Origin of the sequence: Amycolatopsis keratiniphila, assembly GCF_000400635.2 — a bacterium.
In the GTDB taxonomy this organism is placed as follows: domain Bacteria; phylum Actinomycetota; class Actinomycetes; order Mycobacteriales; family Pseudonocardiaceae; genus Amycolatopsis; species Amycolatopsis keratiniphila.
Map to the genome: position 1 here is coordinate 3,740,133 of NC_021252.1, position 24,196 is coordinate 3,764,328.

Below are 24,196 nucleotides of genomic sequence, written 5' to 3' on the forward strand. Positions count from 1 at the left end.
TCTTCCGTTCATTTCGTTCGGGGCCAAGCGCGCAACAGGACGTCGAGCGCGTCGAGGATCTCGGTCCAGCTCTCCTGCGAGCCGGGGGTGCTGTGGCTGAAGCCTCCGGCGGACTCCAGGCCGACGAAACCGCTGAACACGCTGCCCAGCAGCCGGACCGCGTGCGTCTGGTGTGGCTCGGCCAGGTCATAGCCGCGCAGGATCGCCCGCATCAGTCCGGCGTGGCGGACACCGGCGCTGCTGGACGCCTTCTCCGGGGCGAGCCGGAATCTCGCGGCGGTGAATCGGCCGGGGTGTTCGAGCGCGTAGTCGCGGTGGACGTTCGCCAAGGCGATCAGCGCGTCCTTGCCCGCCAGCCCCGCCACCGCGGTGGCGGCGAGATCGGCGAGTTCGGCCAACGCCAGCAGGGCGATCTCTGTCTTCAGTTCGTGGGCGTTCCGCACGTGCGAGTACAGGCTCGCCGTCTTGACGCCGCACCGCTTCGCGAGCTCGGTGGGGGTCACGTGCTCGAAGCCGATCTCGTCGGCGAGCTCCGCGCCCGCCCGGACCACGCGTTCCGTGGTCAGTCCCGCTCTCGCCATGACGGCCACCGTACCATAGTCCATTCGGGAGTTGCCTAATCAGATTAGGTACCCGAAAACCTGGGTTCGGTAGCGCCCGGCGCGGCGGAAGCTGGGCGCGGACCCGAACGGAGGTGAGCGTGATGAACACGGTGGATCCGGCCAAGGCCAGGCACGACCGCATCGAGCGGCTGCGGGGTGACCGCCGTCTGCTCGCGGGCGCGATCCTGGCGTCGGCGGTCACCCTGGTCTGCGGCTTCTTCACCGGATACGGCTTCGGTGACCTCCTCGAACAGTTCCGGACGATGGCGATCGACAGCGTCTTCGACGACCGCGGCGACGGCGAGCCGCCCTACGGCCCCCTGTGGGGAACGTTCGGCTTGCTCGGTTGTCTCGCCGCCGGCAACCTCGCGGCGGCCGCCACGAGGCGCTACCAAGGACGGTCGTCGGGACCGGCGTTCCCCGTCGTGGCGGCATTCGCGGCCAGCACGCTCGGCCTCTGGTATTCGTCGAGGGACTGGCTTCCGCCGCTCGCCGTCGGCACCGCTGTCGACCCGGTGTTCCACGAGGACGAAAAATGGGGGCTCTGGGCGTGGTTCCTTTACTACGCAGACTGGTGGGCGCCCGCGTTTCTGTTCGTCTTGACGGTGCTGGCCCTGTGGTACGCCGTCCAGGTTTCGCGGCGGCACGCCGAGACGGTCCGCACCAGGGAATGGTTGCTGCGGCACGGCCGGCGGGTGCCCGCCGGAATCGTCGAGGTGAAACTGCGCCTGGCGGGTGACGAATCAGGGACCCGCGTCGCGGGCGCGAACGTGACGGTCGTGTTCACCGACGGCGCGGGGGTCCGGCACTGGGTGACCCGCCGCACGAGGGACACCACGATCGCGACCGCCGAAGTGCTGTTCGACCCGGCATCACCGGCCGACGACAAGAAGATCTTCGTGGCGTTCCGGCGCCATCCCGCCCTCAGCGACTGGCTGCCCGCCCGCTGAGTCCCGAAAGTCTGGAGTCACGCCATGCCGCTCGCCCTCGTCCGCGGATTCCTGACCGGGATCATCACCGGGACGACCCTGTGCGCGTTCATCGTGGGGATCGTGATCGAGTACGTGCCGCTGATGATCGCGGGCGCCGGACTCCCCATCGCCTACGGAATCCTGCTCTATCTCGCCGGAGCGCCACGACGTGCTCGTGAGGCGAGGGTCGCGCCGGTGATCGCGCTCGCGAAGATCGAGAGCCTCCGCGCGGGCGGCACCGAGACGGGGGACATCCCGGTCTACTTCGATCTCACCGTCGCCCCCGACGGCCAGGCGACCTACCGGTTGAAGGTCACGCACAGCATCAACCTGGTGGACCTTCCGAACTACCGGTCGGGCGACGTCCTCGTCGTGCGGTACCCGCCGGACCGGCCGTGGAAGGCGGAGGTCGTCGAGCGGCTGTCACCGGAGTGGGAGCGCCGCGTGGCCGAAGCGGCGATCGAATCCGCTCCCGAAGCCAGCCTGCTGCGGGAACCGGAGGAGGGCTGCGCGTTCGGCGCGCTCGCGGTCCTCGGGTTCGCGCTCGGCGCGGCTCTCGTGCTGTTCCTGTTCCGTGTCGAGCTGTTCGCGCCGGAAGAGCCCGCCCGGGCGGAAGAAACCCAGTCCGGCACGACCACGTCCTCCTCGGGATCGGCGACCGTGAACGTCGACAGATCCCTGCTGGGCGAAGGGGAGCTGCGCCGGGCGATCGACGCGCTGGCGCAGGCCACGGACGTTTCCCAGGTGGTCACCGCGGTCGTCGAGGACCGGCGGCTGACCGTGGTCTTCGCCCCGACCGACGCCCAGGTGCCGCGGTTCGACCTCCGCGAGGCGGCGGTCGACCGCGTCCCTGCCCTGGTCGAGCGGGCGAAGGCGACCATTCACGTCGGTGAGCCGAAGACGTGGCAGGTCACGATCATCCCGTTCGGGACCGCGGTGAGCAGCCGGGTGATCGTGACCGGCCCCGCTGGCAGCGGCTCACTCGCGGACGGTGGCTGAAGCCGTGGTCAGGCTCCGTGTTTTCCCGGCGCGGCGCTGCCGGAGTACTCGCCGAGGCCGGAGATCAGCTCGGTCAGCTCGGCGTCGTTGTCGTAACGGCGCTGGTGCAGTTCGGTGATCTTCGCGCCCATCTCCGGATCCGGGTCGTCGGTGACGTCGAAGGACGCGAACCGGTCGACCAGCGGGAGCCCGACCCGGTCGGTGTTCCGGTGCGCCGGGTGCATGAGGTACTCCCAGTACCCGTCGAGGTCTTCGATCGCGAAGACGGCACCCCATTCGTAGTCGCCGCCGAAATCGCGGCCGACGACGAAGGACTTCACCGCCGGGATGACCCGGCCCTGATTCCGGAGGCTCTCCAAGGCCTCTTCGACCTGCTCCGGCGAGGCGTCGGGCCGCAGGGTGAAACGGTTGCCGTGGTAGATCATCGTGTTTCCTTTCCGTTGTTGCGATTCGAGAGAAGGGCGGCGAGTGCCGCTCCGGCAGCCAAGGCGATGCCGGACCAGGTGAACGCACCGGCGATGCCGATGCCCTGGACGAGTGGCTGGACGACGAGCGGGGACAGGAACTGGCCGAGGAAGATCCCGGTGACCAGACCGCTGAGCACCCGGCCGCGCCGCGCGGGATCGGCGGCCTCGGCCAGGCGCAGGTTGAGGTTCGGGACGACGAAGCCGACGCCGAGCCCGCCCGCGAGCAGTCCCGCCACGACCTGGGCGACGGTGCCCGCGGTACCGATCACCAGCCAGCCCACGCCCATGAGCGCGACACTGACGGTGGTGATCGCGGTGGGGCCCAGTCGCCGCCGCAGTCGCGGGAAGGCCAGCGCGCCGACGACGCCGGTCAAGGTGCTCCCGGCGACCACGGCGCCGACGACGGCGGGTCCGCTGCCGAATCCCTCCAGCAGGAACGGCAACTGGGTCGGCGCCATGTAGAAGACCAGCGTCACCAGCAACGCCAGGACGTAGATCCCGATGACGCGGCCGGGCAGCCGGCCGCCTTCACCGGCCGCGGGGCTGTTCCGTTCCGGTTCCCGCAGGGACACGAGAGCGAAGACCGCGACGATCGCCGAGACCGAGTAGATCCAGAACGGCGCATGCCAGTTCACTGTGGCCAGCAATCCGGCCAAGGGCAGGAAGACGACGCCGCCCAGGCTCGCGAAAGCCTGCTGCAGACCGAGGAAAGAGGCGCGGCGTCCGCCGGTGAACCAGTCGGTGATCAGGGTGCTGATCGCGGTCATGATCCCGCCGACGGCCAGCCCGAGCGCCGCCCGGGTGATCAGCAGCAGGTAGAGGTCGTCCACGAAGAACCCGGCCGTACCGGAAACCGCGTAGAGCCCCAGCCCCGACAAGAGCAGCGGGCGTCGTCCGACGCGGTCCGCGACGATCCCGGACAGCGGCGCGCTGATCGCGATCGCGAGCGAGGTCACGGTCAGCGCCAACCGGACGAGAAGACCGGAACCGGGCGTATCGGCGAAGCCCGCTCGCATCGCGGGCAGGCTGGGCGCGATGATCGCCGCGGCCATGATGGTCAGCGGCGCCGCGGCCAGCACGGTGCCGCGAGCCCGCCGCGTCGGTGCCAAGGTGTTCGTCACGCCACCGAATCTCGCAGCCGGGCACCGGGGTTCGCGTCGGTGAAGATCACCTAGATCGGCCCGCGCTCGGCAGCGTGCGGGCATGACCGACGAGATCCTGCCCGCCATCGCCGGCATTCGCCGTACGGGCAGGGGCAGGTCGAGGGCGGCATCGTGCTGGACATGACCGCGCTGCCGCCGCGCCGGGTGGTCACCGGTGACCTGGTTTCGGTGGACGCCGGTGCCCGCTGGCGGGAGGTACTGGAAACGACGTTGCCGCACGGGCTGGCACCGCCGGTGCTCACCGACTATCTCGAACTGACCGTCGCGGGCACGCTGGTGGTCGGCGGGATCGGGGGAGCGACCCATCAGCACGGCACGCAGACCGATGGCGTGGTGGAACTGGAGGTCGTCACCGGCATCGGTGAGGTGCTCACCTGCTCCCGTGACACGAACTCCGACCTGTTCGACGCGGTCCTCGCCGGTCTCGGGCAATGCGGGGTGATCACCCGCGTGACGTTGCGGCTGACGCCGGCCCCGTCGCGGGCCCGCCGGTGGAAGCTCTACTACGACACGCTCCCGGCGTTCCTGGCCGACCAACGCGCCGTGGTCCGCGACGGTCGCTTCGACTACGTGGAGGGCCAGCTGATCCCCGTCGAGGGCGGCTGGCGGTACATGCTGGAGGCGGTCGCCTACCACACGCCGCCCGCCGAGCCGGACGAGTCCGCGTTGCTGGACTCGCTGGATTTCGACGAGTCCGAAGACGAAGACACGACGTATTTCGACTTCCTGAACCGGATGGCCGACGGGGAGGCCGCCCTGCGTGCGCTGGGAAGCTGGTTCCGTCCGCATCCGTGGCTGAACGTCTTCCTCACCGACGACACGGTCGAGCGGTTCGTCGCCGAAACCCTTGCCGCCACCGGCGAACCCGAACCGGGCGCCACCGGGCTGATCCTCCTCTACCCGGTGCGGAACGACCGGTTGAAGACCGCGTTGTTCAGCGTGCCGCCGGGTGAGCTCTCCTGGCTCTTTTCCCCGCTGCGGGTGGGTCTTCCCGAGGATCCGCTGCACAACGCGCGCCTGCTGGAGCTCAATGTGGACCTGTACTGGAAGGCACGTGATCTCGGCGGAAAGGTCTACCCGTCGAACGCGCTGCCGATGTCCACAGAGGACTGGCGCGCGCACTTCGGCGACGCCTGGCCGAAACTCGCCGACGCCAAGGCCCGGTACGCACCGGGGAACCTGCTCAACCCCGGCCAGCGCCTGCACTGGTAGAAATGTCCGGTGCGTGACTTTCTCAAGGGAATCCGGATGTTCGGGCGAGGCCTCGGCATCCTGGCGCGGTCGCCGAGGCTGCTGCTGATCGGCGCGCTGCCCGCGTTGCTGACCACGGTGCTGCTGATCGGCGGGATCGTCGCGCTGGCGTTCTGGATCGACGATCTCTCCCTGATGATCACGCCGTTCGCCGACGACTGGTCGCCGGGCTGGCAGACGACGATCCGGGTGGCGGTCGGTGTCGCGGTGTTCGGGGCGGTGCTGGCGATCGCCATGATCGGCTTCACGGCGATCACCCTCGCCGTCGGCGGGCCGTTCTACGAGCACATCGCCGAGAAGGTCGAGGACGATCTCGGTGGTGTACCGGGTGCGGTGGACCTGTCGGGGTGGCGGTTGCTGGTGATGGGCCTGAAGGACGGCCTCGTCCTGGTGCTGCGTTCGCTGATGTTCACGATCCCGCTGCTGATCGCGGGCTTCATCCCCGTGGTGGGGCAGACCGTGGTGCCGGTCCTGCTGGCCTTGGTGACGGCGTGGTTCCTGGCACTGGAACTGATCGCCGTACCGTTCTACCGGCGCGGGATGGGACTGAAGCAGCGCCGGCTGGTGCTGCGGCGGCACCGCGCGCTCGCCCTCGGGCTGGGGCTTCCCGTGTCGCTGCTGTGCCTGATCCCGTTCGCCGCGCTGATCGTGATGCCGGTCGGTTTCGTCGGCGGCGTGCTCGTGGCGCGCGACGTCCTGGCAGACGACATGGCCTAGGTGTCTGTGTCAGATGACGCAGACACCGGCGGCTCCCCGGCGCCATCGTTGGCGCGACACTGAGGGGAGCTTCCGATGAAGAGAGCGTTGTTCCTGGCCGCCGCCATCCCGATCGTCGCGCTGCTGACGACCGGTCCGGCGATGGCCGACGAGGGGATCGTGGCCGGGGTCGTCAAGGCCGCCGACTCCGGTGAGCCGGTGGCCGGGGCATGTGTGACGCTGTTCGATCTCGACCTGAAGGAGACGGGTTCGGGGTGCGCGGGCGCGGACGGCCGCTACGAGATCGCGGGCGTCGTACCCGGCAAGTACAAGGCACGCGCGACCGCCGCCGGCTACGCCGAGCTTTGGGCGTACAACAAGGGAAGCTCGCTCGCCGCCGAGGTACTGGACCTGCCGCACGGCCTGGACTTCTCGTTGCGGCAGGGCACGGCCACGGTCCGCGGGCAGATCACCGCCGAGGGAAGGCCCGCCGCGGGTGCCTCGGTGAGCCTCACCGATCAGAACCAGCGGTGGTGGTCGACGGTCCTCACCGCGGCGGACGGCACGTATTCGTTCAGCGGCGTCAAGGCGGACACCTACACGATGGCGATCACCTACGGCGATCGCACGCAATGGATCCGGCAGAAGTCGAGCTTCCCGGAAGCGGACACCTTCGCGGCCGAGGAAGGCCAGGTCGCCGTCGTCGACGAAGCCATGGTGTCGTACGGAAAGCTCCGGGTGGTCGCGACCGACGAGAAGACCGGCGCGCCCGTCGCCGGCGCGTGCTCGCACCTCAACCGGCCGCGTCCGCCGGAACTGCGGAAATGCGCGGGCGCCGACGGAGTCATGCTGTACGAGGACGTGCCGCCGTTCGACTACTACACGCTGAGTGTTTGGGGCCCGGACGGTACGCATTACCCGGTCAACGGGCAGCAGGTCCATCTGACCCCCGGCCAGACCACCGAATTCGGGGCGCCGATGAAACCCGCCGCGTCGATCGTGGCCACCGTGCGGGACGCGAAGACCAAGGCGCCGCTGGAGCGGATCTGCGTCGACACCTACGCCCTCCCGATCGTCGGCGTCCTCGACGCGGACTATCGGTACTACTGCAGTGACGCGGACGGGAAACTGGTGATCGGGCCGATCGACCCTGGCGCGTACAAGCTGCTGGTCAAGCCGCTCGACGAGCGCTACGGCATGCAGTGGGCCGGGCCGGACGGCGGCACCGGCGACATCGGGCAGGCCCGCACGGTCACCGCCGAACTCGGCAAGGCCGTCCCGACCGCGGACATCAAGATGGATCCCGCCGGCACGATCACCGGCAAGGTCACCGATCGCGCCACGGCGGCGCCGGTGAACGGCGTCTGCGTCTACCCGTACGCGGTCGATCCCCGGATCGGCTTCCGCTTCGACGTGAACTGCAGCCGGAACGGCGGGGTCTACACGATCAAGGGCCTCGGGCCGTACAACTGGCCGCTCGAATTCGCGTCCTCGCGGGGCGACTACGCATGGCAGTGGTCGGGAGGCGGCGCGGACCGGTTCGCCGCCCGTCCGGTGCGGGTGCGGCCCGGCGCGACCGCGACCGAGAACGCCGCGCTGGTGCCGAACGGCGCGATCAGCGGACGGATCCTCGACAAGGACGGCAAGCCGACCTTCGGCTACGTCTACGCCTTCAGCGCGCGCACCGGCGACATCGTGGACTGGGCCACGCCGGATTCGAACGGGCAGTACACCGTCAACGGTCTCACCACGCAGAACGTCAAGATCAAGCACTACACCGATGCCGACTGCTGGTACCGCGACGCGGCCGATTTCGCCTCCGCCACACCGATTCCGGTCACCGCCGGGCAGACCACGGGAGGAGTGGACCTCCGCCCCTGCCGCCGCTGACAAAGCGCGTGAAGGCCCCCTTCCCTCGGCTGAGCCGAGGGAAGGGGGCCTTCACGCGCCATGGCGATCTAGCCTATGGGCTCGATCCAGATGTTGCGGAATCGCGGGTTCTCACCGGGATCCCCGTGGTCCTGCAAGCGGATCGCGCCCGGTGCGGCGCTTTCCGGGATGCTGTCGCCCGTACCGCCGTCGATCGCCACGTCGTTGTGGACCACGACGCCGTTCCACACCACGGTCACGCGGGCGTTGTCGGTCTTGTTCCCGGCACCGTCGAACCGGGCGGCGCGGAAGGTGACGTCGTAGGTCTGCCAGGTCCCCGGCGCCGTCGCCATGTTCCGGTCAGGTGCCTTCTTCGAGTAGATCGCGCCCGCTTCGTTGTCGGCGAGCGTGGTGTCCCCGAAGGATTCGAGCACCTGCAGTTCGTAGCGCTCCTGGAGATAGACGCCGCTGTTGCCCCTGGCCTGTCCGGTGACCTCCGGCGGATAGTTCGGCTCGTTCCACTCGACGTGCAGCCGGAAATCGCCGAACTGCTGCTTCGTGCGGATGTCGCCGCCGTTCGACTCCATCGCGCCACCGGACACCGGCCAGGTGGCCGCGCCGCCCGCGCGTTTCTCCCACGCGTTCAGATCGGTTCCCTTGAACAACGGGATGCGCCGGGATTCGGTCAGGGTGAGACTGTCGAGGTTGACGTTGCCCGCGTCGCCCGCGTCGTAGCGATAGGAGATCGTGTTCGATCCGGCTTTGAGGTTGAACGTCTCGGGCTGAGTGTTCCAGGTGTCCCAGTTGCCGGTGCTCGCGAGCCTGACCTGCTTCACCTTCGTCCCGTTGACGTAGACGGTCACCGATTTGGTCCCTGGCGCCGGATCCGGGCCGTTCGAGTAGCGCAAGGACGCGTTGTAGGCACCGGACTTCGGCGCGTTCACGGTGAACGTCGTCGCGGCGCCCTGGTTCCAGTAGCCGTCGACGAACCCGGTGCCCGTGTAGCCCGCGTGGTTCGTGTTCGTCCCCGCACCACCGCTCAGCGCGGCCCGCTCCGCCTCGTAGGTCGTGCTCGCCGGAGGACCGCCGACCAGTGAGTTGAGCGTGTACCAGGCTTCCGTGCTCCACAGGGCGGCACCCGACTCCGCCGCGAACGGACGCGGCGACCGCAGGTGGACGACGTGCCCGGCCTTCAGCCCCGCCACCTGCAGCGTGACCTTCTTGCGGTCGGCGGACAGGCTCGCGGAGGTGACGGACAGGGTCTGTTCGTCGATCTTCGGCCCGCCGTAGGCAGGTGTGGGCTGGTAGCGCCACTGCTGCGCCTGGTACTTCGCCGCGAGGTTCTGCGCGGTCCCGGCCGACAACGGCTGCGTGTACTCCAGTTCGAATCCGCCCGCGACGGCGCGCATCGCCCGGATGTCGAAGGCGTTCGTGCCGTTGGGCGTCACCTTCTGGAGGCCGTAGGCGAGTTTGCCGGGCTGGCCCCAGTTCCCGCCGCCGTCGATCCCACCGGTGTAGATCGCGCCGTCGGGCCCGAGGCTGATCCGGCTGACGCCCGACTCGAGGCCCTGGGTCATACGGAAGACCGCGCCCTGGTATTCGCCGTTCACCTTCTCCAGGAACGCGCGCTGCAGCCCGCCGTAGGTCACGTCGCCATACACCATCTGCCCGGCGAACGGGCCCGTCGGCAGCATGACCATGTTGCTCGGCGAGTTCGCGATCTCGTTGTGCGGCAACCACAACACCGGTGCGGTCACCGGCTTCGCGTCGAACGGACCCGCGGGATTGGTGTAGTGGTTGAAGAAGCGGTCCTGCTTGACCCGCACGAGCTTGTTCGCTGGCAGCCAGCCGCCCTGGTTGTCGGTGACGAAGACGTCGCCCTCCGGCCCCCAGCCGATGCCGTGCGGCGTACGCAGCCCGCCGGCGATGTAGGAGACCTGGCCGGTGACCTTGTTCACCTTGATCGTCGTGCCGCGGTTGGGCGCGGGCTGCGGATCGGTCGTGGCGCCGCCGTAATTGATGGACACGGAAAGGTTGGCGTAGAAGTAGCCGTCCTTGTACAGCAGGCCGAACGCGAATTCGTGGAAGTTGCCGCCGAACGGCCAGGTCGCGACCGTGCGGTAGTCGTCGGTCACGCCGTCGCCGTTGGTGTCGTTCAGTTCGACGAGCCGGGTCTTCTCCGAGACGTACAGCTTGCCGTCGACGTACTTGACGCCCATCGGTTCCTTGAGCCCGCTGGCCACGCGCTGCGTGCGGACCTTGCTCGGGTCGGTGTTCCCGCTGACGTTGCTCAGCAGGTGGACCTCGCCGAGGACCTTGTCGGATCCGCCCCAGGTGGCGATCGCGAGCCGCCCGTCCGGCAGCCAGTCCATACCGGTGACCTGCGGCTGGAATCCCTCCGGACGCAGGTTCGTCAGCGTGAAACCGGGGTGGACGCCGTTGAGCGGCAGGCCGTCACCGGGCGAATCCGTGGCGCCCTCGCATTCCTTGCGTCCCGGCGAGGTCACCCGGACGACATCGGCGTCGGTGCTGAGCACCGAATTCGGCACGAGCGCGAAGCCTGCCGCGCCCGGCGGCCGCCATTCGAGGGTGACCTGCTGATCGTTGGTGTTGTCGAAATGGTCGATCCGCAGGGCGTGGTACCCGGTGCCCAACTGCACCGAGCCGGTCGCCGGGGTCGCCCCGTGCAGGCCGTCGTGGTTGATCACCGTCTGGCCGTCGATCCGGAGCCGGGAGCCGTCGTCGCTGGTGAGCCGGAATTCGTACTGGCCCGCGGTGGCGATGTTGATGTTCCCGATGACCTCGGAGACGAACCGCTCGCCGAGTCCGAAGTCGGCGGTGGTGGTCCAGTCGATCGTCGGCATCAGCTTGTCGACGTTGGGAGTCTGGCCGGATTTGATCGTGCAGAGCTTGGTGAGCTCGCGCTGGAGGTCGTACGTGCGGAGCGTGACACCGGGTTGCTGGGGTGGGATGGCCGCTTCGGCCGGGGCTGTCGTCAGCCCGGTCAATGCCGTGACCAGCGCCAACGAGGCGACGATGGACCGGTTGAAGCGCTTGCGGACAAACGGAAGCATCGTTGCTCCTCGGGTCGGCGGCGGAGCACCTCTGTGACGTCGCTGAACCTAAGAGGACTTTCGATCGAAGTCAACGAAAGTATGTACAGAACGGACGAAAGTTAGTCCGAACGGTCGCGCTCGGGGGACTTCGCCTTGCCGTCTCGACCTGCGCCATTCAGGTGGGAACCGCGGGAACCCGCGACACCGGTCCGCCCCGGCGCGATGTTCCGGTATGGATCGTTGGCACGACGAGTCCCCCGGGCGTGGTGAAGGTTCTCCGCCGACCCCGCATCAGCTTCCCGCCGTGACCGCGACGTTCGTCGGGCGGGAAACGGAACTGGCGAAGATCAGCGCGATCGCGGACCGGGAGGACGGCCGCTCCAACGCGGTCGCGATCATCGCGGGCGCGCCGGGGGTGGGGAAGACCGCCTTGGCCGTGCAGTGGGCATCCGCGCAGCGTGAGCGTTTCCCCGATGGCGATCTCTACTGCGATCTTCACGGCTACGCACCGGGTCCGGCCAGTACGTCGCCCGAAGTCCTCGCCGGTTTCCTGCGCGCGCTCGAGGTCCCCGGGAAGAAGATCCCGCGGAGCCTGGAGGCGAAGTCGGCGCTCTTCCGCTCGCTGCTGAACGATCGCCGGTTCGTCATCGTGCTGGACAACGTCACCTCGCCCGACGAGGTGCGGCCGCTGCTGCCCAGTACCCCCGGCTGTTTCGTGCTGGTGACGAGCCGCAGCAACCTGTCCGGCCTGGTAGTGACCAACGGCGCCCGCCGGATCACCTTGGACATGCTCATGCCCGCCGAATCGGAGACCCTGCTCCGGGCGGCGATCGGAGCGCGCCGGGCGGACGGCGAACCCGGCGCGATCAGGGAACTCGCCGATCTGTGCGGACATCTGCCGCTGGCGGTGAGGATCGCGGGTGAGCGTGTGGCGGCTCATCCGTATCTGCGGCTGGCGGATCTTCTCGCGGAACTCCGGTCGGAGGCACGAAGACTCGACGGGTTCGAAACGGGTGACGACGAAATGTCCGCCCTGCGGCCGGTGTTCTCGTGGTCGTACCAGGCCTTGGAACCCGCCACCGCCCGCGTCTTCCGGATGCTCGGCCTGCATCCCGGACCGACCGTCACCGTGGCCACCGCGTCCGTGCTCGTCGGCCCGCCCGCTGCCGATGTCCGGCGCAGGCTCGACAAGCTCACCGCGGGTTGCCTGCTGAGCGAAGTCGACCGCGACAGATTCCGCTTCCACGACCTGCTGCGCGTGTACGCGAGAGAACGTGCCGATGCGGAGGAGTCCGCCGAAGAATGCGAGGAATCGCCTCGGCGTTTGCTCGAGTGGTATCTCGCCGGCGCCGATTCCGCGGACCGGGTGCTCACTCCCATGCGAAGGCGCGTCGCTCTCGAAGTTTCGCCGGCGGTCTCCGGCGAGTTCGAGTTCGGCAGCTACGGGGAAGCACTCGCCTGGTGCGAGGCCGAGCAACCCAATCTGGTCGCGTCGGTGCACGCCGCGCTGGCCGCGGGCTGGTGCTCGATCGCGTGCAGGCTGCCGCTCGCGCTGTGGGCGTACTTCACCTTGCGGAAACCGTGGGCCGACTGGATCGCCACCTACAAAGCGGGCGTGGAGGCCGCGAGACGATGCTCCGACCAGTTCAGCGAGGCTTCCCTGCTGGCCGGGTTGGGCATCGCGCACCGGGACCTCTGCCGTTTCGAAGAGGCGCTGGCGTATTTGGAGTCGGCGCTCGCGATCCGGCGGCGGATCGGCGATTCCTGGGGACAGGGCCAGGCGCTGATCAGTCTCGGGATCGCGTACCACGAGCAGGGCCGGTTCGCCGAAGCCCTCGGACATCACGCGGACGCGCTGGAGGTGTTCCGACACCTCGGTGACGAATGGGGAGTGGCGCAGACCCTGCACTTCCTCGGTCTCACGAACCACGGGCTGGGCAGATTCGACCAGGCTTACGAGAACCTCCAGGAGGCCTTGGACATCCGGCATCGGATCGGCTACCGCTACGGCGAAGCCGAGACGCTGGTGGGACTGGCCCTCGTCTTCCAGAAGATCGACCGGGGCGGCGAGTCCGCGGGGCAGCTGAAGCGGGCCTTGGAACTACGACGTGACATGGGGGATCGCTATGGCGAAGCGGCCGCGCTCGACCACCTTGGCCAGCTCTGGGCGACGAAAGGCGAATCCGAGTGGGCGAAGACCTGCTGGGGCGACGCGTTGACCATCTTCAACGAACTCGGAGCGCCGAGAGCTGCGGAGGTGTACGCCCGGCTCCGTGAGGTTCAAGCGAGCTAGGGTTTTGACTTGTTGCCGGCCCACTATTGGGAGACGGTGATGGGTCGCCGGTTTTTTGTTGTCATGGCGGACAGTTCTCACGCTGAGGCGGCTCGTTGCCGGAAAACGGCGACGGCCCCTACGTGTCTTTCTCCATTGCTGGAATTGGTTTCACGTTATTTGCCGGTGATACCGGCCCTGTCGTGGTGCAGAGGCATTGCCGAAAATCGGCAATGCCTCTGCCGTTCGTGGGGCCGGGAATTGTCAGTGGTGGGCCGTAGGTTCGTGGGGTGGACACTCATTCCGCGCCTGTGGCGCTTCTGGAAAGCCTCACCGATCCCGAGGTGCTGGCAGCGGTGAACGATGCCGCGAACATGTTGGACGACAAGGATTCCGTGGCGTTGGTGCGGGCCGCGTCGGCGGGGATCGCGCGTTTGGAAGCGGTCCGTTTCCGGGGGTTGGCGCAGTTGAATCGGCATCGTGAGGGTGCGCGGAGTGTGGCGCAGGAGGTTGCGCTTGAGTTGTCCCTTGTGGACAATCATGCGGGTGCGCTGGTCGCCGCGGCGGACGCGTTGACCACCCGTCTGCCCCGCACTCTGCATCTGATGGATGAGGGAAAGCTGGCGGGTTTCAGCGCGATGAAGGTCGCGACGGCCACCGCGTGGCTCTCCGATGAGGACGCCCTTACGGTCGACGCGCTGCTGGAGAACCGGATCGCGGACAAGAACCCGGATCAAGTGCGGAAAGCCGCGAACCACGCGGCGAACACCGTCGATCCCGAAGGTGCCGGTAAACGGGCTGAGCAGCACCGTGAAGGCCGCCGCCTCACTATGCGGCACGGCGAAACGGGGGTGGCGTCGATCGAGGTCGAGGATGGGCCGGTCGAGAAGGTCGCCGCTGCTTATCAGCGGATCGACCGTGAGGCGCGGGCTCTCAGAACCGGTGGCGAGACTCGTACGTTGGAGCAGTTGCGGGCGGATGTCGCGCTCGATCTGCTGCTCGGTGGCCAGGGCGGGGCGAGTGAACGCAGTGAGGTGTTCCTGTACATGGATTTGTTCACTTATCTGGGGCTGAATGATGATCCGGCGGAGTTGGCCGGGCACGGCACGATTCCTGCCGCGTTGGCCAGGGAGATCGCTGGGGGTGAGAACAGTGTGTTGCGGCGGATCGTCACCGATCCACTGTCCGGGCAGATCCTCGACCTCGGCCGCGACCGCTATCGGCCGAGCGCGGGTCTGGCCGAGTTCGTGCGGGTACGGGACCGTGAATGCCGAAGACCCGGCTGTCACCGTCCAGCCCAGGCGTGCGACATCGATCATGCGGTGCCGTGGCAGCACGGCGGGCACACCGCCGACACCGACCTCATCGACCTCTGCCGCCGCGACCACCGGTTGAAAGACGAACCGGGCTGGACCTACCGGCTGACACCTGCTGGCACTCTTACGATCACCACGCCCACTGGGCAGCGTTACGACAGCACACCGCCGCCTCTTCACGAACCCCGCCCAGTAGCCGACGAGTCACCACCGTTCTGAGTCCGTCGCCGGAAATCGGCAACGGACGGCTTGTGCCCAAGTAGCGGCAAGTCGTCAAGGGCGGCGAGCCCCCTGACCAACAGTCAACCGGGCCCCTCATCTCACGCGGTGAAGGGCGCTTTGCCCGCGTCGGATGCGGTGAAAGTCCCCTTCATCCACCCCAGGGCCAGAAGAACTCAAGGCACGAAGTCCCAGCCTCCGACGTCCAGCACCAGCGAACACCCTTCGGTCGCGAAGCTGGCTGCGATCTCCGGATGGACGTCGCCGCATGAGAAGAACCACGCGGTCGAAAGCAGGGCGGTTCGCGTCGTCTGCCCGGTTGGGTCTTTCGGGCATCAAGGTGAGCCGGGCCTCGGATAGAGTTGCAGCCGGAACAGGGGAGGGCGATGACGGGATCCGGCGAACCCCGGCTGAGGTCGGCCGTTCTCGCACAGGCCTGGGCGGACATCTCCGGCGTCGAGGTCCTGTCGTCCGCGGACGGCGGACCGCTGACCCGGACGATCAAGAAGATCATCGACCCGTTGGTGATCCGGACGGCGGCGCGTCCCCGGCTCGGCCGTCCGGTGCTGGACGCGGTCACGGCGGCGGAGCTGGCGGAGCTCCTGCTCGCCGACGCGGACAGGCTGCGCGCGACGGCCGCGTGGTTCACTCACCTGAAGCGCCAGCGCCGCGCCTTGCGTATCACGGCGGGCAACGTCCAGGACGTCTGTTTCCCGCTCGCGTATGAACTGGCGACGGGGTTCGGCTCGCCGGGTCCCGACGCGGCGGCGACGGCCGCGGCGGCGTTGCGTGATCTGCACGGTGAGGGCGGCGCGGCGGGCGTGGATCAGCTCACCGCGTATCTCGCGGATCCGCGGCACGAGGCGCGGCTGACCGCGGAGTTGCGTCGCCGCTGGCACGCCGTATCCGCCCTGCCGCACGACATCGCCGCGCTCCGGGCGTTCGTCGACGAGCTCTCCGACACCGCTTGGCGCGTCCTCGCCGATTCGGCGACCGGGCATGCTCTCGGGCTCGGGCTGAGGCAGCCGGGCGGGGCAAGCGCGCTCGGCGAGATCGTCCGGGAGATCTCCGGGCTGCCCGCGCCGGATCTCGGTTTGCAGCGCGGGGATCGCACCGCCGTCCCGCCGTTGAGCCGGCGCGACGAAACCGGCGCCGAACTGCTCGAACGCAGTGTCGAGCGTCGGGTACGCGCCACGTTGCGCCGTCTTCCCCCGGACGAGCGGGCCCCCGTCGAGGACCTCGTCGACGACGAGCTCGGCCGGGTCGCCGCCGGATTCGGGCTCGGCCTGCCCGCGCTGGCCGCCTGCTTCGCGCTCGGTGTCGTCCTCGCCCCCGCGCTGCGGCCGCTCGACGGCGCGGCACCCGCCGGGGTCCCCGAATTCGCGCGACGGCTGAACGCGCAAGTCGCGCGGGAGGGGTACGTCCTGCACGCGCGCCGTGCCCTGGCCGGGGCCACCCCGCTCACCCCGCGGCCCGACGCCGAACTCCTGCGTGATCTTCGCGAGTTCGCCAAGCATTTCCTCGGCAGGCTGTGGGTCCGGCTGCACGGCTTCGACGTCCGGGGCGACCTGCCCGCCGACGCCGCCGACGTCCGCGACCTCGTCACCGGCGTGGTCCGCTCCACCTCGCTGGACCTGCGGACGAAGGTGCGCCGCGCGCTCGTGGCCCGGCTGCCGGATCTGGAGGCCGTGTCGTGACGCATCCGGTGCGTACGCCCGTCGTCGCCGCTGATGGCGGCCTCATCAGCTTCGCCCTCGCCGATCTCCTCGCGGGCCGGACGACCACGATGCGCGTCGAGCTCAGTGACGCCGGGGCCGCCGAACTGTGGCTGACCCGGCTCGTGGGCGCGGAAGCGAGCCTCGCCGCGCTCGGCCAGGGCCAGGCGGATCTGCCCGCCCGGCCGGAACTCGGCAGGCTCGCGTTGCTGCTGTGGTTGCGTCGCTGGTGGCCCGCGGGCCCGTCGCTCGGAATCCCGTCGCTGGACCCCGCGTTGCTGGACCTCGAAACGGCGGTCGCGACGGCAGACGTGGAAGACCTGGCCGAAGGGCTTCTCGACGGTTTCGAAGCGTCGCCTGCGGAACTGTTCGACGCGGCGATCGCCGACGGCGCCCTCGCGGCAGCGGCGCCGCCGGTCGCCGACGACGTACGGGAACTGTGCGCTCGCCTCGCCGCCTGGTTCGACGAGCAGGACGACGTCGTGCGCGCCGAAGCCGCGGCACGCGTGGAAACACCGGCGCCGAGCCAGAACACATACGCGCTGGCGGCAGGCCTCGATCCGGTCGCGCCCGGCGAAGGCGTACTGGCGAGCGGGCGCGCGAGCGTCGACTGGGCGCGGGTACCGCCGGGGATCCTGGACGCCGGCGAGGACACGGTGACCTGGCGGATCGTGGCCGCCGCGGCCGCCACCCGGCTCGAAGTCGTCGTCGCGGGCGCGTTCGCCGACGCGGCCATCACCGCCTTCGCGAGCCACGAGGGCGAGCCGTTCGCGGAAGTGCCGCTGGAGCTGGGCGCCGGGCGGTTCACCGGTACGGCCGATTTGGCCGAGACCGCGGCACATGTCCACACTGGACGGATCACCGTCGTCGTCGGGGTGGCGGACGAGGGGGTCGCCGGGACCACCGCGGAGGACCGGGCCGAGGTGGTCGCGCTCGTACGGGCCCGCCCGCCCGGTAGCAGGACGCTGGCCGAACGGGCGGCGGCCGCTTCCGCCGACGAGGAGTTCTGACGTGCTCGTCGGCATGCCGCCGCCCCGGAACCCGCCGGACCGCCCGCTACCGCCCGAGCTGGGCCCCGCGAGCTCGCACGGGTACAACTGTCGTTGCGTCGCACGGCATTTCGGGCTCGATCCGGCTCCGTACGGCGAACTTCCCGCGTGCTCGCTGTCGGAGCGCCAGTACCGGAAGCTGCTGCTGGAGGCGGGCGAGGTCCAGGACGAGGCCAAGCGACTGGCCGTCACGCGGAACGTCGTGGACGCGCAACGGAAGTACGCCCGGATGCGGGAGATCGCGCAGCGGCTCGACCGGACGGACCTCGAAGTCGCCGCGGTCAGCGATCTGGCCACGCTCTGTTATTCGGCGGGCGACCTGCGCAACGCGCGGCAATGCGCCGAAGCCGTGCTCGACGTGTTCAAGGTGAGCGCTGTCGCCATCGTCCACTTCGGACAGTACGCCGAGGCGCGGATGATCGAAGGCTCCCGCGAGGTCGCCGAGCGCGTGCTCATCTCCCTGGCCACCGAGGAAGGCGACGTCGCCAAGGCGCGTGAGCTGATCGCCGGGCAGCGGCGCCGGGCGGCGTTCCGCAAAGAGGCCGGGCCGGAACAGTATCCGCCCGAGTTGCTCGACGTCCACGGTGTCGACGAGCTGGAGCTGCGGATCTTCGACGTGCGCGTCCAGATCGCCGCCGGGGACTTCGCGGGCGCGCGGACGGCGATCGAGGAGATCCTGGCGGCGTTGGACGCGCTCGCGGAGAACGACGAGGTCCGCGAGCGGGTCGTGCACCAGCAGGCCATGGTCAGGGCCGAACGTGCCCGGATCCACCAGGCGGGCGGCGAGGACGCCGAGGCACGGGCGGATCTGCTGAGGCTGACCGCCCGGCACCCGGGCAGCCCGGTGGCCGCGAAGGTGGGCATCGGGCTGGCGGAGGCCCGCGCCCTCGCAGGCGATTTCCCCGGCGCGGTCGCCGCGATCGTCACCGCCCGCGACGAACTCGCCGCGGCGGGCCTCACCGGCGACGTCGCCGAGGCGAGCCACGCCCTGGGCTCGTTGCTGCTGCACGCGGGCGACGTCGCGCAGGCCAGAGCGCAGTTCGAACACGCGAGGACGATCCGGACGGCGAACGGCGACGGCCCGGGCCTGCGCCTGGTGGACACGGCGCTGGCCCGCTGCGCGGCGGCGGAAGGCGACTGGGCGACGGCGGAGCACCACGCGACCCGGGCAAGGGAATCGGCGCGGTCGTCGGGCGACTGGGCGGATCTGCTGCACACGGATTTCGTGGCGGCTTCGATCGGGTTCGCCCGTGGCGAAGACCTGCCCGCGGTGCTGGACCTGTTGCTTCCGCTGACCCTCGCGGCGGCGGAGTACCGCTTCGAGTTCGCCGCGCCGCAGGCACGCACGGCCTGGGCCCGCGATGTCGCCGGTCCCGCGATGGAACTGCTGATGGCGCTGCTGGCGAAGCTCGGGGAGCAGCGGCTGTCGGCGGAACTCATCGAACGAACCTGCGCCGTCGGCGCGTACACGGGAGTGGAGGAGCGCTCGCTGGACCTCACCGGCACGCTTCCCACCCTCGAAGTCGGCCCGGCCGCCGAGGGACTTCCGTTGGCGGCACTGGGTTCCGTGACTTCGTCGCTTCCGCTGCGGCTGGCCCCGCCGCCCGCGCTGCGCTGGTCGCCTTCGTCGCCCATGGAGCTGGAGCCGTGGCTCCGCCTCGCCGCCGAGCGGTATCGGCTGCCCCGCCCGGCCGCCGACACCGTCGAGACCTGGCCCGCCGCGAAGCCGGGGCGCGAGACGTTCCTCCTGCGCTTCGCCGACGCCGGGCACACCTTCCTCACCTGGCGGACCACCGAGGACCTCGACACCGTCCACACCCACCCGATCGACTTCGCCCTGGTCGCGACCGCCCGGCAATGTCTGGACGCTGCTTCTCCGACACCGCACGAAGGCGAGAGCGTGGCCGACGCGGTCCGGCGATCACTCGGCGAAGACGCGTTCGGGAGTTTCGCCGGGGAACAGCGCCTGGCCCGCGTCCTCGCGCTCAACCTCCTGCCCGCCGATCTGGTCGCGCGGCTCCGGCGTGCCGCCGCCGGAGGGAACCGTCCGTTCCTGCGGATCCAGCCGTCGCCGAGCCTCGCCGGTGTCCCGTGGGGACTGCTGGCCCTGCCCGACCGGCGCGCGGATCGTGTGCTGGAGATCGACGAGATCGGCTTCTGTTTCGACGGCGACGAGCGCGTCCTCGACGTCGCCGACGTCTCACTGCTCGCCCCGGTCGCGATCCCGCGCCGCCCGTCGTCGGCCGACGGCCCGCCGGTCTACCTTCTCGACCCGCGCATCCCCGGCCAGAGCGCGTTCGGTGAGCTGGGTTCCGTGCTCGGCAAACAGGACGCGACCTCACCGCTGATCCGCTATCTCGACCAGCGGCTCGCCGGTGGCCCGGTCCTCCCTACCGCCGAACGCGGGCTCGATCTGGTGCGCCGCACGGACACCGACCGCCGGCTGCTCGCCGAACTCCTGGCGGGGCCCTGTTCGCGGCTGGTGTTCGTCGGGCACGTCAGCCGCGTCCGCGACGAGTACGGCGCGCAGACCGCGCTGCATCTGTCCTGTTCGGCCGAGCTGCCGGGTACGGCCGCCCCGATCGGCGCGCACCGGCCCTTCACCGCCGCCGACCTCGCACTGTCCGAAGTGGACACCATGCCCGCGCGGGTGGCGCTCGTCGGCTGTGCCAGCGCGAGCGATTTCGGTCTCGCCGAACCGTTCGGCGTGCTGCTCGCCGCCGTCGCGGCCGGAGCCGGTCTGGTCGCCGCCACGGTTTGGGCGCTGCCGACGTCGGCGGCCGTGCCCGGCGCGGACCCGATGTCCGAACTGGTCATCGCCGTCGACACCGCGCTCGCCGGCGATGATCCGGTCACCGAGCTGTGTGCCTGGCAGCGATCCCGGCTCGCCCGCTGGCGCGAGACCCCCGGACCCGCGACCTCACCGGTCTTCTGGGCACCGCTGACCTGCCTCGACGCGACCGACGACGGGAAAACCTGGGTTCGGTAGCGGAACGCCCCGCCGAAGCTGTGTCCAGCACCGACGACACGGCGAAAGGCGGCCCCGATGTTCAAGAAGATCCGCGACAAGATCAACGAAGCGACGCAGCAGGGCATGGCGCGGGGCGAACAGGACTTCCAGCGCCACGCGGAGCGGTTCCGGCAGGCCGCCGCCGCGCAGGGGCACGACATCACCCCGCAGCTGCCGACACCGCAGCTGGCCGCGCAGGCGTTCCGGAGCCTCAACGCGGACCCGGACATGGCGGCGTTCATGGCGCTGCCGATGGACGAGCAGTTGCGCCAGCAGCAGGAACTGCAGGCCTACGGCACCGAACTGCGGCGGCTCTACGACACCTGCGAACCCGCCACCCTGGTGGTCCGCGGGCTGGAGCCGACCGGGCGGAAGATCGCCGGGCAGGCGCAGTACACCGCGACGCTCGAGGTCACCCGCGCCGATGGCACCACGTACCGGACGGTGACGCAGCTGATCACGCCGCTGGCGACGATCCAGCAGTACGCGCCCGGCACCCGGCACGAAGCCCGCGTCGACCCCGCGGACCCGGCGAAGGTCGCCGTGTTCGGGCCGATCGGTTAGGCGGCGGCGATGTTCGGGACCTTCGAGTTCGGCCTGCCCGACGACCCCCGGCGGACCCGTCGCCCCGGCCTGCGTCTGTGGCTGCTCGGCGTGCCCACGACGCTCGCCTGGGCGGCCGCGGGCTGGTCGGGCGCCCTCGGGCTGCTGGACGGCTTCCGGTTGATGTCGCTCAACCGCGTCGACACGTGGGGGCCCGACGCGGGCCCGGCGGTCTCCCTCGTCCTGTTCTTCAGCGTCTCGATCACGGTGGCTTCGTCGCTCGGGTTCGCGATGCTGTGGGGCGGCGGGATGTCGCTGCGCGGAATGGGCGTCGGCTTCCGGGCGAGCAGCCTGGCCGCGTCGCTCGGCATCGCGCTGGGCACCGGCGCCGCGATCCCGTCGTGGACGCCGCCGGAGTCGGTGGGGAAGCGGCTGCCGTCCGAACCCTGGACCGAGGTGGACTGGATCATCTACTACGAGCCGTATCTCGTCCCGGCGGTGGCCGGGGTGACCGCGCTGGTCATGATCATGGTGCTGGGGCGGGCGTTCGTCACCAAGGCCGAAGCGGACGATCGCGCGCAGGCGCTGGCCCAGACCGGCCGACAGGTGATCGGCCACGTGATCGGTGTCGAGTTCACCAACGTCTGGGTGATGGGGAATCCCCGGTTCACCGTGCAGGTCCGGTTCCCCACCGACGCGGGGGAGCGGACCGTCGTCGCCACGATGATCACCCCGCCACTGCAGGCCCCGGCCCGCGGTTCGACGGTGAAGGTCACCTACGACCCACGCGATCCGGACTCGGTCCTGATCGATCCGGATCCGGCGGACCGGGCGGCGGGCGGAAACCTCGGTGCCTTCCTGCCCCCGTTGTTCTGATCGCCCTCTACACTCCCGCGGATGGACGAACAGACGGCAGAGGTGTCCACCGCGCAGGCGGTCCGCAAGGCGATGATCCGGCTGGTCCCGTTCCTCGGGCTGCTCTATCTGCTCAACTATCTCGACCGGGTCAACGTCGGGTTCGCCGCGCTCACCATGAACGTGGACCTCGGCATCAGCTCGGCGGCCTACGGGCTCGGCGCCGGCCTCTTCTTCGTCGGGTACTTCTTCTTCGAGGTGCCCAGCAACGTGATCCTGCACAAGGTCGGGGCCAGGGTCTGGATCGCGCGGATCATGGTCACCTGGGGCATCGTCGCCTCGGCCACCGCGTTCATCCAGGGCGAGGTCAGCTTCTACATCGTGCGGGTGCTGCTCGGCATCGCCGAGGCCGGGTTCTTCCCCGGCATCATCCTGTACCTGACCTACTGGTTCCCGCGGAAGGTGCGGGCCAAGATCGTCGCGCTGTTCTTCCTGGCGGTCCCGCTCTCGTCGGTGATCGGCAGCCCGATCTCCGCCTTGCTCATCAAGCACGGCGACGGGGCTCTCGGCTTCGACGCGGGCTGGCGCTTCATGTTCTTCGCCGAAGGTGTTCCCTCGATCCTGCTCGGCTTCGCGGTGCTGTTCCTGCTGCCGAACCGGCCGAAGAACGCGAAATGGCTGACCCCGGACCAGCGCACCGCGCTGCAGTCGACGCTCGACTCGGAGGACACCCGCGAGGTCGGCCACGAGGTGAGCACCCGGTCGGCGCTGACCGACCCGCGCGTGATCGCGCTGAGTGCCGTCTACTTCGGGATCATCTTCGGCCTCTACGTGCTCGCGTTCTTCCTCCCGCAGGTGATCAAGGGCTTCGAGCAGCAGTTCCAGACCAAGTACAGCATCGTCGAAATCGGCCTGATCACAGCGGTCCCGTATGCGATCGCCGCCGTCGCCATGGTGTTGTGGGCACGCCATTCCGACCGCACCGGCGAACGGGCGGGGCATGTCGCCATCGCCGCGTTCGTCGGCGCGGTCTCGATCGCCGCCGCGCTCTATATGGGTTCGCCCTTGCTGGTGATGGCCGCGGTGACGCTCTGCGCGGTCGGTGTGTTCACCGCGGTCCCGGTGTTCTGGCAGTTGCCGAACGCGTTCCTCACCGGGGTCGGCGCGGCCGCTGGGATCGGCCTGATCAACTCCTTCGGCAACCTCTCGGGCTTCGTGGGGCCCTACCTCGTCGGCTGGTTGCAGGGGCTCACCGGCAGCTTCCGGCCCGGCATGTGGGCCGTCGCGTTCTTCATGGGGCTGGCGGGTGTCATCGCGTTGTTCTTCCGCCGCAAGGAAAAGGCCAAGGAGAAGGTCGCGGTCAAGTGAGGTGGTCGAAGTCGCCGCTGACCCACCGGATGTGGGTCTCGGCGCTTCGGCGCACGACGGCGCGGGCGTCACGATCGATCGTGTCGCCGCCCAGGGTGTAGAGCCGGTCGTAGGTGAAGTCGTCGAGCCGGTCGACGACGCGGCGCACCACGGCCGCCGACAGCGGGATGTGCTTGGGGAAGTTGCGCTGGAACGACACCCAGCCCGGCGCGAGCCCACCCGAGATCGTGTCGCCGGCCAGGATGCTGCCGTCCGGTGTCCTGGCCACGGCGCTGCCGCGCATATGCCCGCCGAGCCGGATCAGTTCGAGGCCGGGCAAGGGTTCCACGTGCTCGTCCCAGAACTCGAACGCCGGATCGGGCGCGGGGAGCCATTCGCGGTTGCGTTCGTTGACCAGCACCGGGACCCCGCCCAGCGCGCGGCTCCAGCCGAGCTGGGCGCCGAACATGTGCGGATGGCTGGTGGCGATCACGGCGACGTCGCCGAGACCGCGTACGACGTCGAGCACCTCGGTGTCCAACCAGGACGGCGGGTCCCAGAGCAGGGTGCCGGCCGGGGTCGTCGCGATGAACGACCAGTGCCCGATCGCGAGCTGCGGGTCCCGCCTGATGCTGTGCAGCCCGCGGCCGTGATCCCGGTGCGAGGTCTTGTGTGGCAAGGACATCAGTTCTTCGTGCGTCCACCAGCGTCCGGTGTGCGCGCCGAGGTCGCCGGCTTCCTCCATACCGACTTCACCGCGGTCGAGCACGCACCGGGGCGGCTCCGGAGTGGCTGG

18 protein-coding genes are annotated in these 24,196 nt (G+C 69.6%); 13 read left to right on the top strand and 5 right to left on the bottom strand.

The features are described 5' to 3' along the window. Positions 1-8: 8 nt before the first annotated feature. Positions 9-581, bottom strand: a complete 573-nt coding sequence (locus AORI_RS58060; RefSeq protein WP_043848798.1) for a TetR/AcrR family transcriptional regulator — start codon at positions 579-581, stop codon at positions 9-11. 122 nt (positions 582-703) lie between these two features. On the opposite strand from AORI_RS58060, the gene AORI_RS58065 reads away from it, so the two are divergent. Both AORI_RS58065 and AORI_RS58070 read left to right on the top strand, forming a co-directional pair. Beyond that, positions 704-1,552: a hypothetical protein gene (locus AORI_RS58065; RefSeq protein WP_016333771.1), complete on the top strand. Its 849-nt coding sequence runs from the start codon at positions 704-706 to the stop codon at positions 1,550-1,552. Between the two features lie 24 nt (positions 1,553-1,576). Beyond that, positions 1,577-2,572: a hypothetical protein gene (locus AORI_RS58070; protein ID WP_016333772.1), complete on the top strand. Its 996-nt coding sequence runs from the start codon at positions 1,577-1,579 to the stop codon at positions 2,570-2,572. An 8-nt stretch (positions 2,573-2,580) separates the two neighbouring features. Here the strand turns inward: AORI_RS58070 and AORI_RS58075 are convergent, their stop codons facing one another. Together AORI_RS58075 and AORI_RS58080 are read right to left on the bottom strand one after the other, a co-directional pair. Continuing rightward, a complete protein-coding gene (locus AORI_RS58075; protein ID WP_016333773.1) occupies positions 2,581-2,997 on the bottom strand; it encodes a Dabb family protein in 417 nt (138 codons plus the stop codon). Then, positions 2,994-4,160, bottom strand: coding sequence for an MFS transporter (locus AORI_RS58080; RefSeq protein WP_016333774.1), 1,167 nt, complete (start codon positions 4,158-4,160; stop codon positions 2,994-2,996). The genes AORI_RS58075 and AORI_RS58080 overlap by 4 nt, the downstream gene beginning before the upstream one ends. A 54-nt stretch (positions 4,161-4,214) precedes the next feature. Here AORI_RS58080 and AORI_RS58085 point away from each other — a divergent pair, with 54 nt between their 5' ends. From AORI_RS58085 to AORI_RS58095, 3 genes are all read left to right on the top strand, one after another. Continuing rightward, positions 4,215-5,414, top strand: coding sequence for an FAD-binding protein (locus tag AORI_RS58085; protein ID WP_081809671.1), 1,200 nt, complete (start codon positions 4,215-4,217; stop codon positions 5,412-5,414). 9 nt (positions 5,415-5,423) lie between these two features. After that, the gene (locus AORI_RS58090) at positions 5,424-6,170 is read left to right on the top strand and encodes an EI24 domain-containing protein (RefSeq protein ID WP_016333776.1); all 747 of its coding nucleotides are present in this window, start codon (positions 5,424-5,426) and stop codon (positions 6,168-6,170) included. A 75-nt stretch (positions 6,171-6,245) separates the two neighbouring features. Beyond that, positions 6,246-8,039, top strand: coding sequence for a carboxypeptidase regulatory-like domain-containing protein (locus tag AORI_RS58095; protein WP_016333777.1), 1,794 nt, complete (start codon positions 6,246-6,248; stop codon positions 8,037-8,039). Positions 8,040-8,107: 68 nt separating this feature from the next. Here AORI_RS58095 and AORI_RS58100 read toward each other — a convergent pair whose 3' ends face one another. Next, the gene (locus AORI_RS58100) at positions 8,108-11,092 is read right to left on the bottom strand and encodes a 3-keto-alpha-glucoside-1,2-lyase-like domain-containing protein (protein WP_016333778.1); all 2,985 of its coding nucleotides are present in this window, start codon (positions 11,090-11,092) and stop codon (positions 8,108-8,110) included. Between the two features lie 286 nt (positions 11,093-11,378). Between AORI_RS58100 and AORI_RS58105 the strand changes: the two genes are divergently transcribed. The 8 genes from AORI_RS58105 to AORI_RS58140 all read left to right on the top strand — a co-directional run bounded on the left by AORI_RS58105 (position 11,379) and on the right by AORI_RS58140 (position 23,421). Further along, positions 11,379-13,367: an ATP-binding protein gene (locus AORI_RS58105; protein WP_158509130.1), complete on the top strand. Its 1,989-nt coding sequence runs from the start codon at positions 11,379-11,381 to the stop codon at positions 13,365-13,367. Between the two features lie 290 nt (positions 13,368-13,657). Next, positions 13,658-14,881 carry an HNH endonuclease signature motif containing protein gene (locus AORI_RS58110; protein WP_016333780.1) on the top strand — a complete coding sequence of 408 codons (1,224 nt, stop codon included), beginning with the start codon at positions 13,658-13,660 and terminating at the stop codon, positions 14,879-14,881. Positions 14,882-15,267: 386 nt separating this feature from the next. After that, positions 15,268-16,578 carry a hypothetical protein gene (locus AORI_RS58115; RefSeq protein ID WP_016333781.1) on the top strand — a complete coding sequence of 437 codons (1,311 nt, stop codon included), beginning with the start codon at positions 15,268-15,270 and terminating at the stop codon, positions 16,576-16,578. Continuing rightward, positions 16,575-17,606, top strand: a complete 1,032-nt coding sequence (locus tag AORI_RS58120; protein ID WP_016333782.1) for a hypothetical protein — start codon at positions 16,575-16,577, stop codon at positions 17,604-17,606. The genes AORI_RS58115 and AORI_RS58120 overlap by 4 nt, the downstream gene beginning before the upstream one ends. A 1-nt stretch (position 17,607) precedes the next feature. Further along, positions 17,608-20,634 (top strand): tetratricopeptide repeat protein, encoded by a 3,027-nt coding sequence (locus tag AORI_RS58125; RefSeq protein WP_016333783.1) that lies wholly within the window; start codon positions 17,608-17,610, stop codon positions 20,632-20,634. 57 nt (positions 20,635-20,691) lie between these two features. After that, positions 20,692-21,219, top strand: a complete 528-nt coding sequence (locus AORI_RS58130) for a hypothetical protein (RefSeq protein ID WP_016333784.1) — start codon at positions 20,692-20,694, stop codon at positions 21,217-21,219. 9 nt (positions 21,220-21,228) lie between these two features. Further along, positions 21,229-22,074, top strand: a complete 846-nt coding sequence (locus tag AORI_RS58135) for a DUF3592 domain-containing protein (protein ID WP_016333785.1) — start codon at positions 21,229-21,231, stop codon at positions 22,072-22,074. Positions 22,075-22,095: 21 nt separating this feature from the next. Next, positions 22,096-23,421: an MFS transporter gene (locus AORI_RS58140; protein WP_043848084.1), complete on the top strand. Its 1,326-nt coding sequence runs from the start codon at positions 22,096-22,098 to the stop codon at positions 23,419-23,421. On the opposite strand, the gene AORI_RS58145 is transcribed toward AORI_RS58140, so the two are convergent. Further along, positions 23,414-24,145 carry an MBL fold metallo-hydrolase gene (locus AORI_RS58145; RefSeq protein ID WP_043848800.1) on the bottom strand — a complete coding sequence of 244 codons (732 nt, stop codon included), beginning with the start codon at positions 24,143-24,145 and terminating at the stop codon, positions 23,414-23,416. The two genes, AORI_RS58140 and AORI_RS58145, sit on opposite strands and share 8 nt — an antisense overlap. Positions 24,146-24,196: the final 51 nt, after the last annotated feature.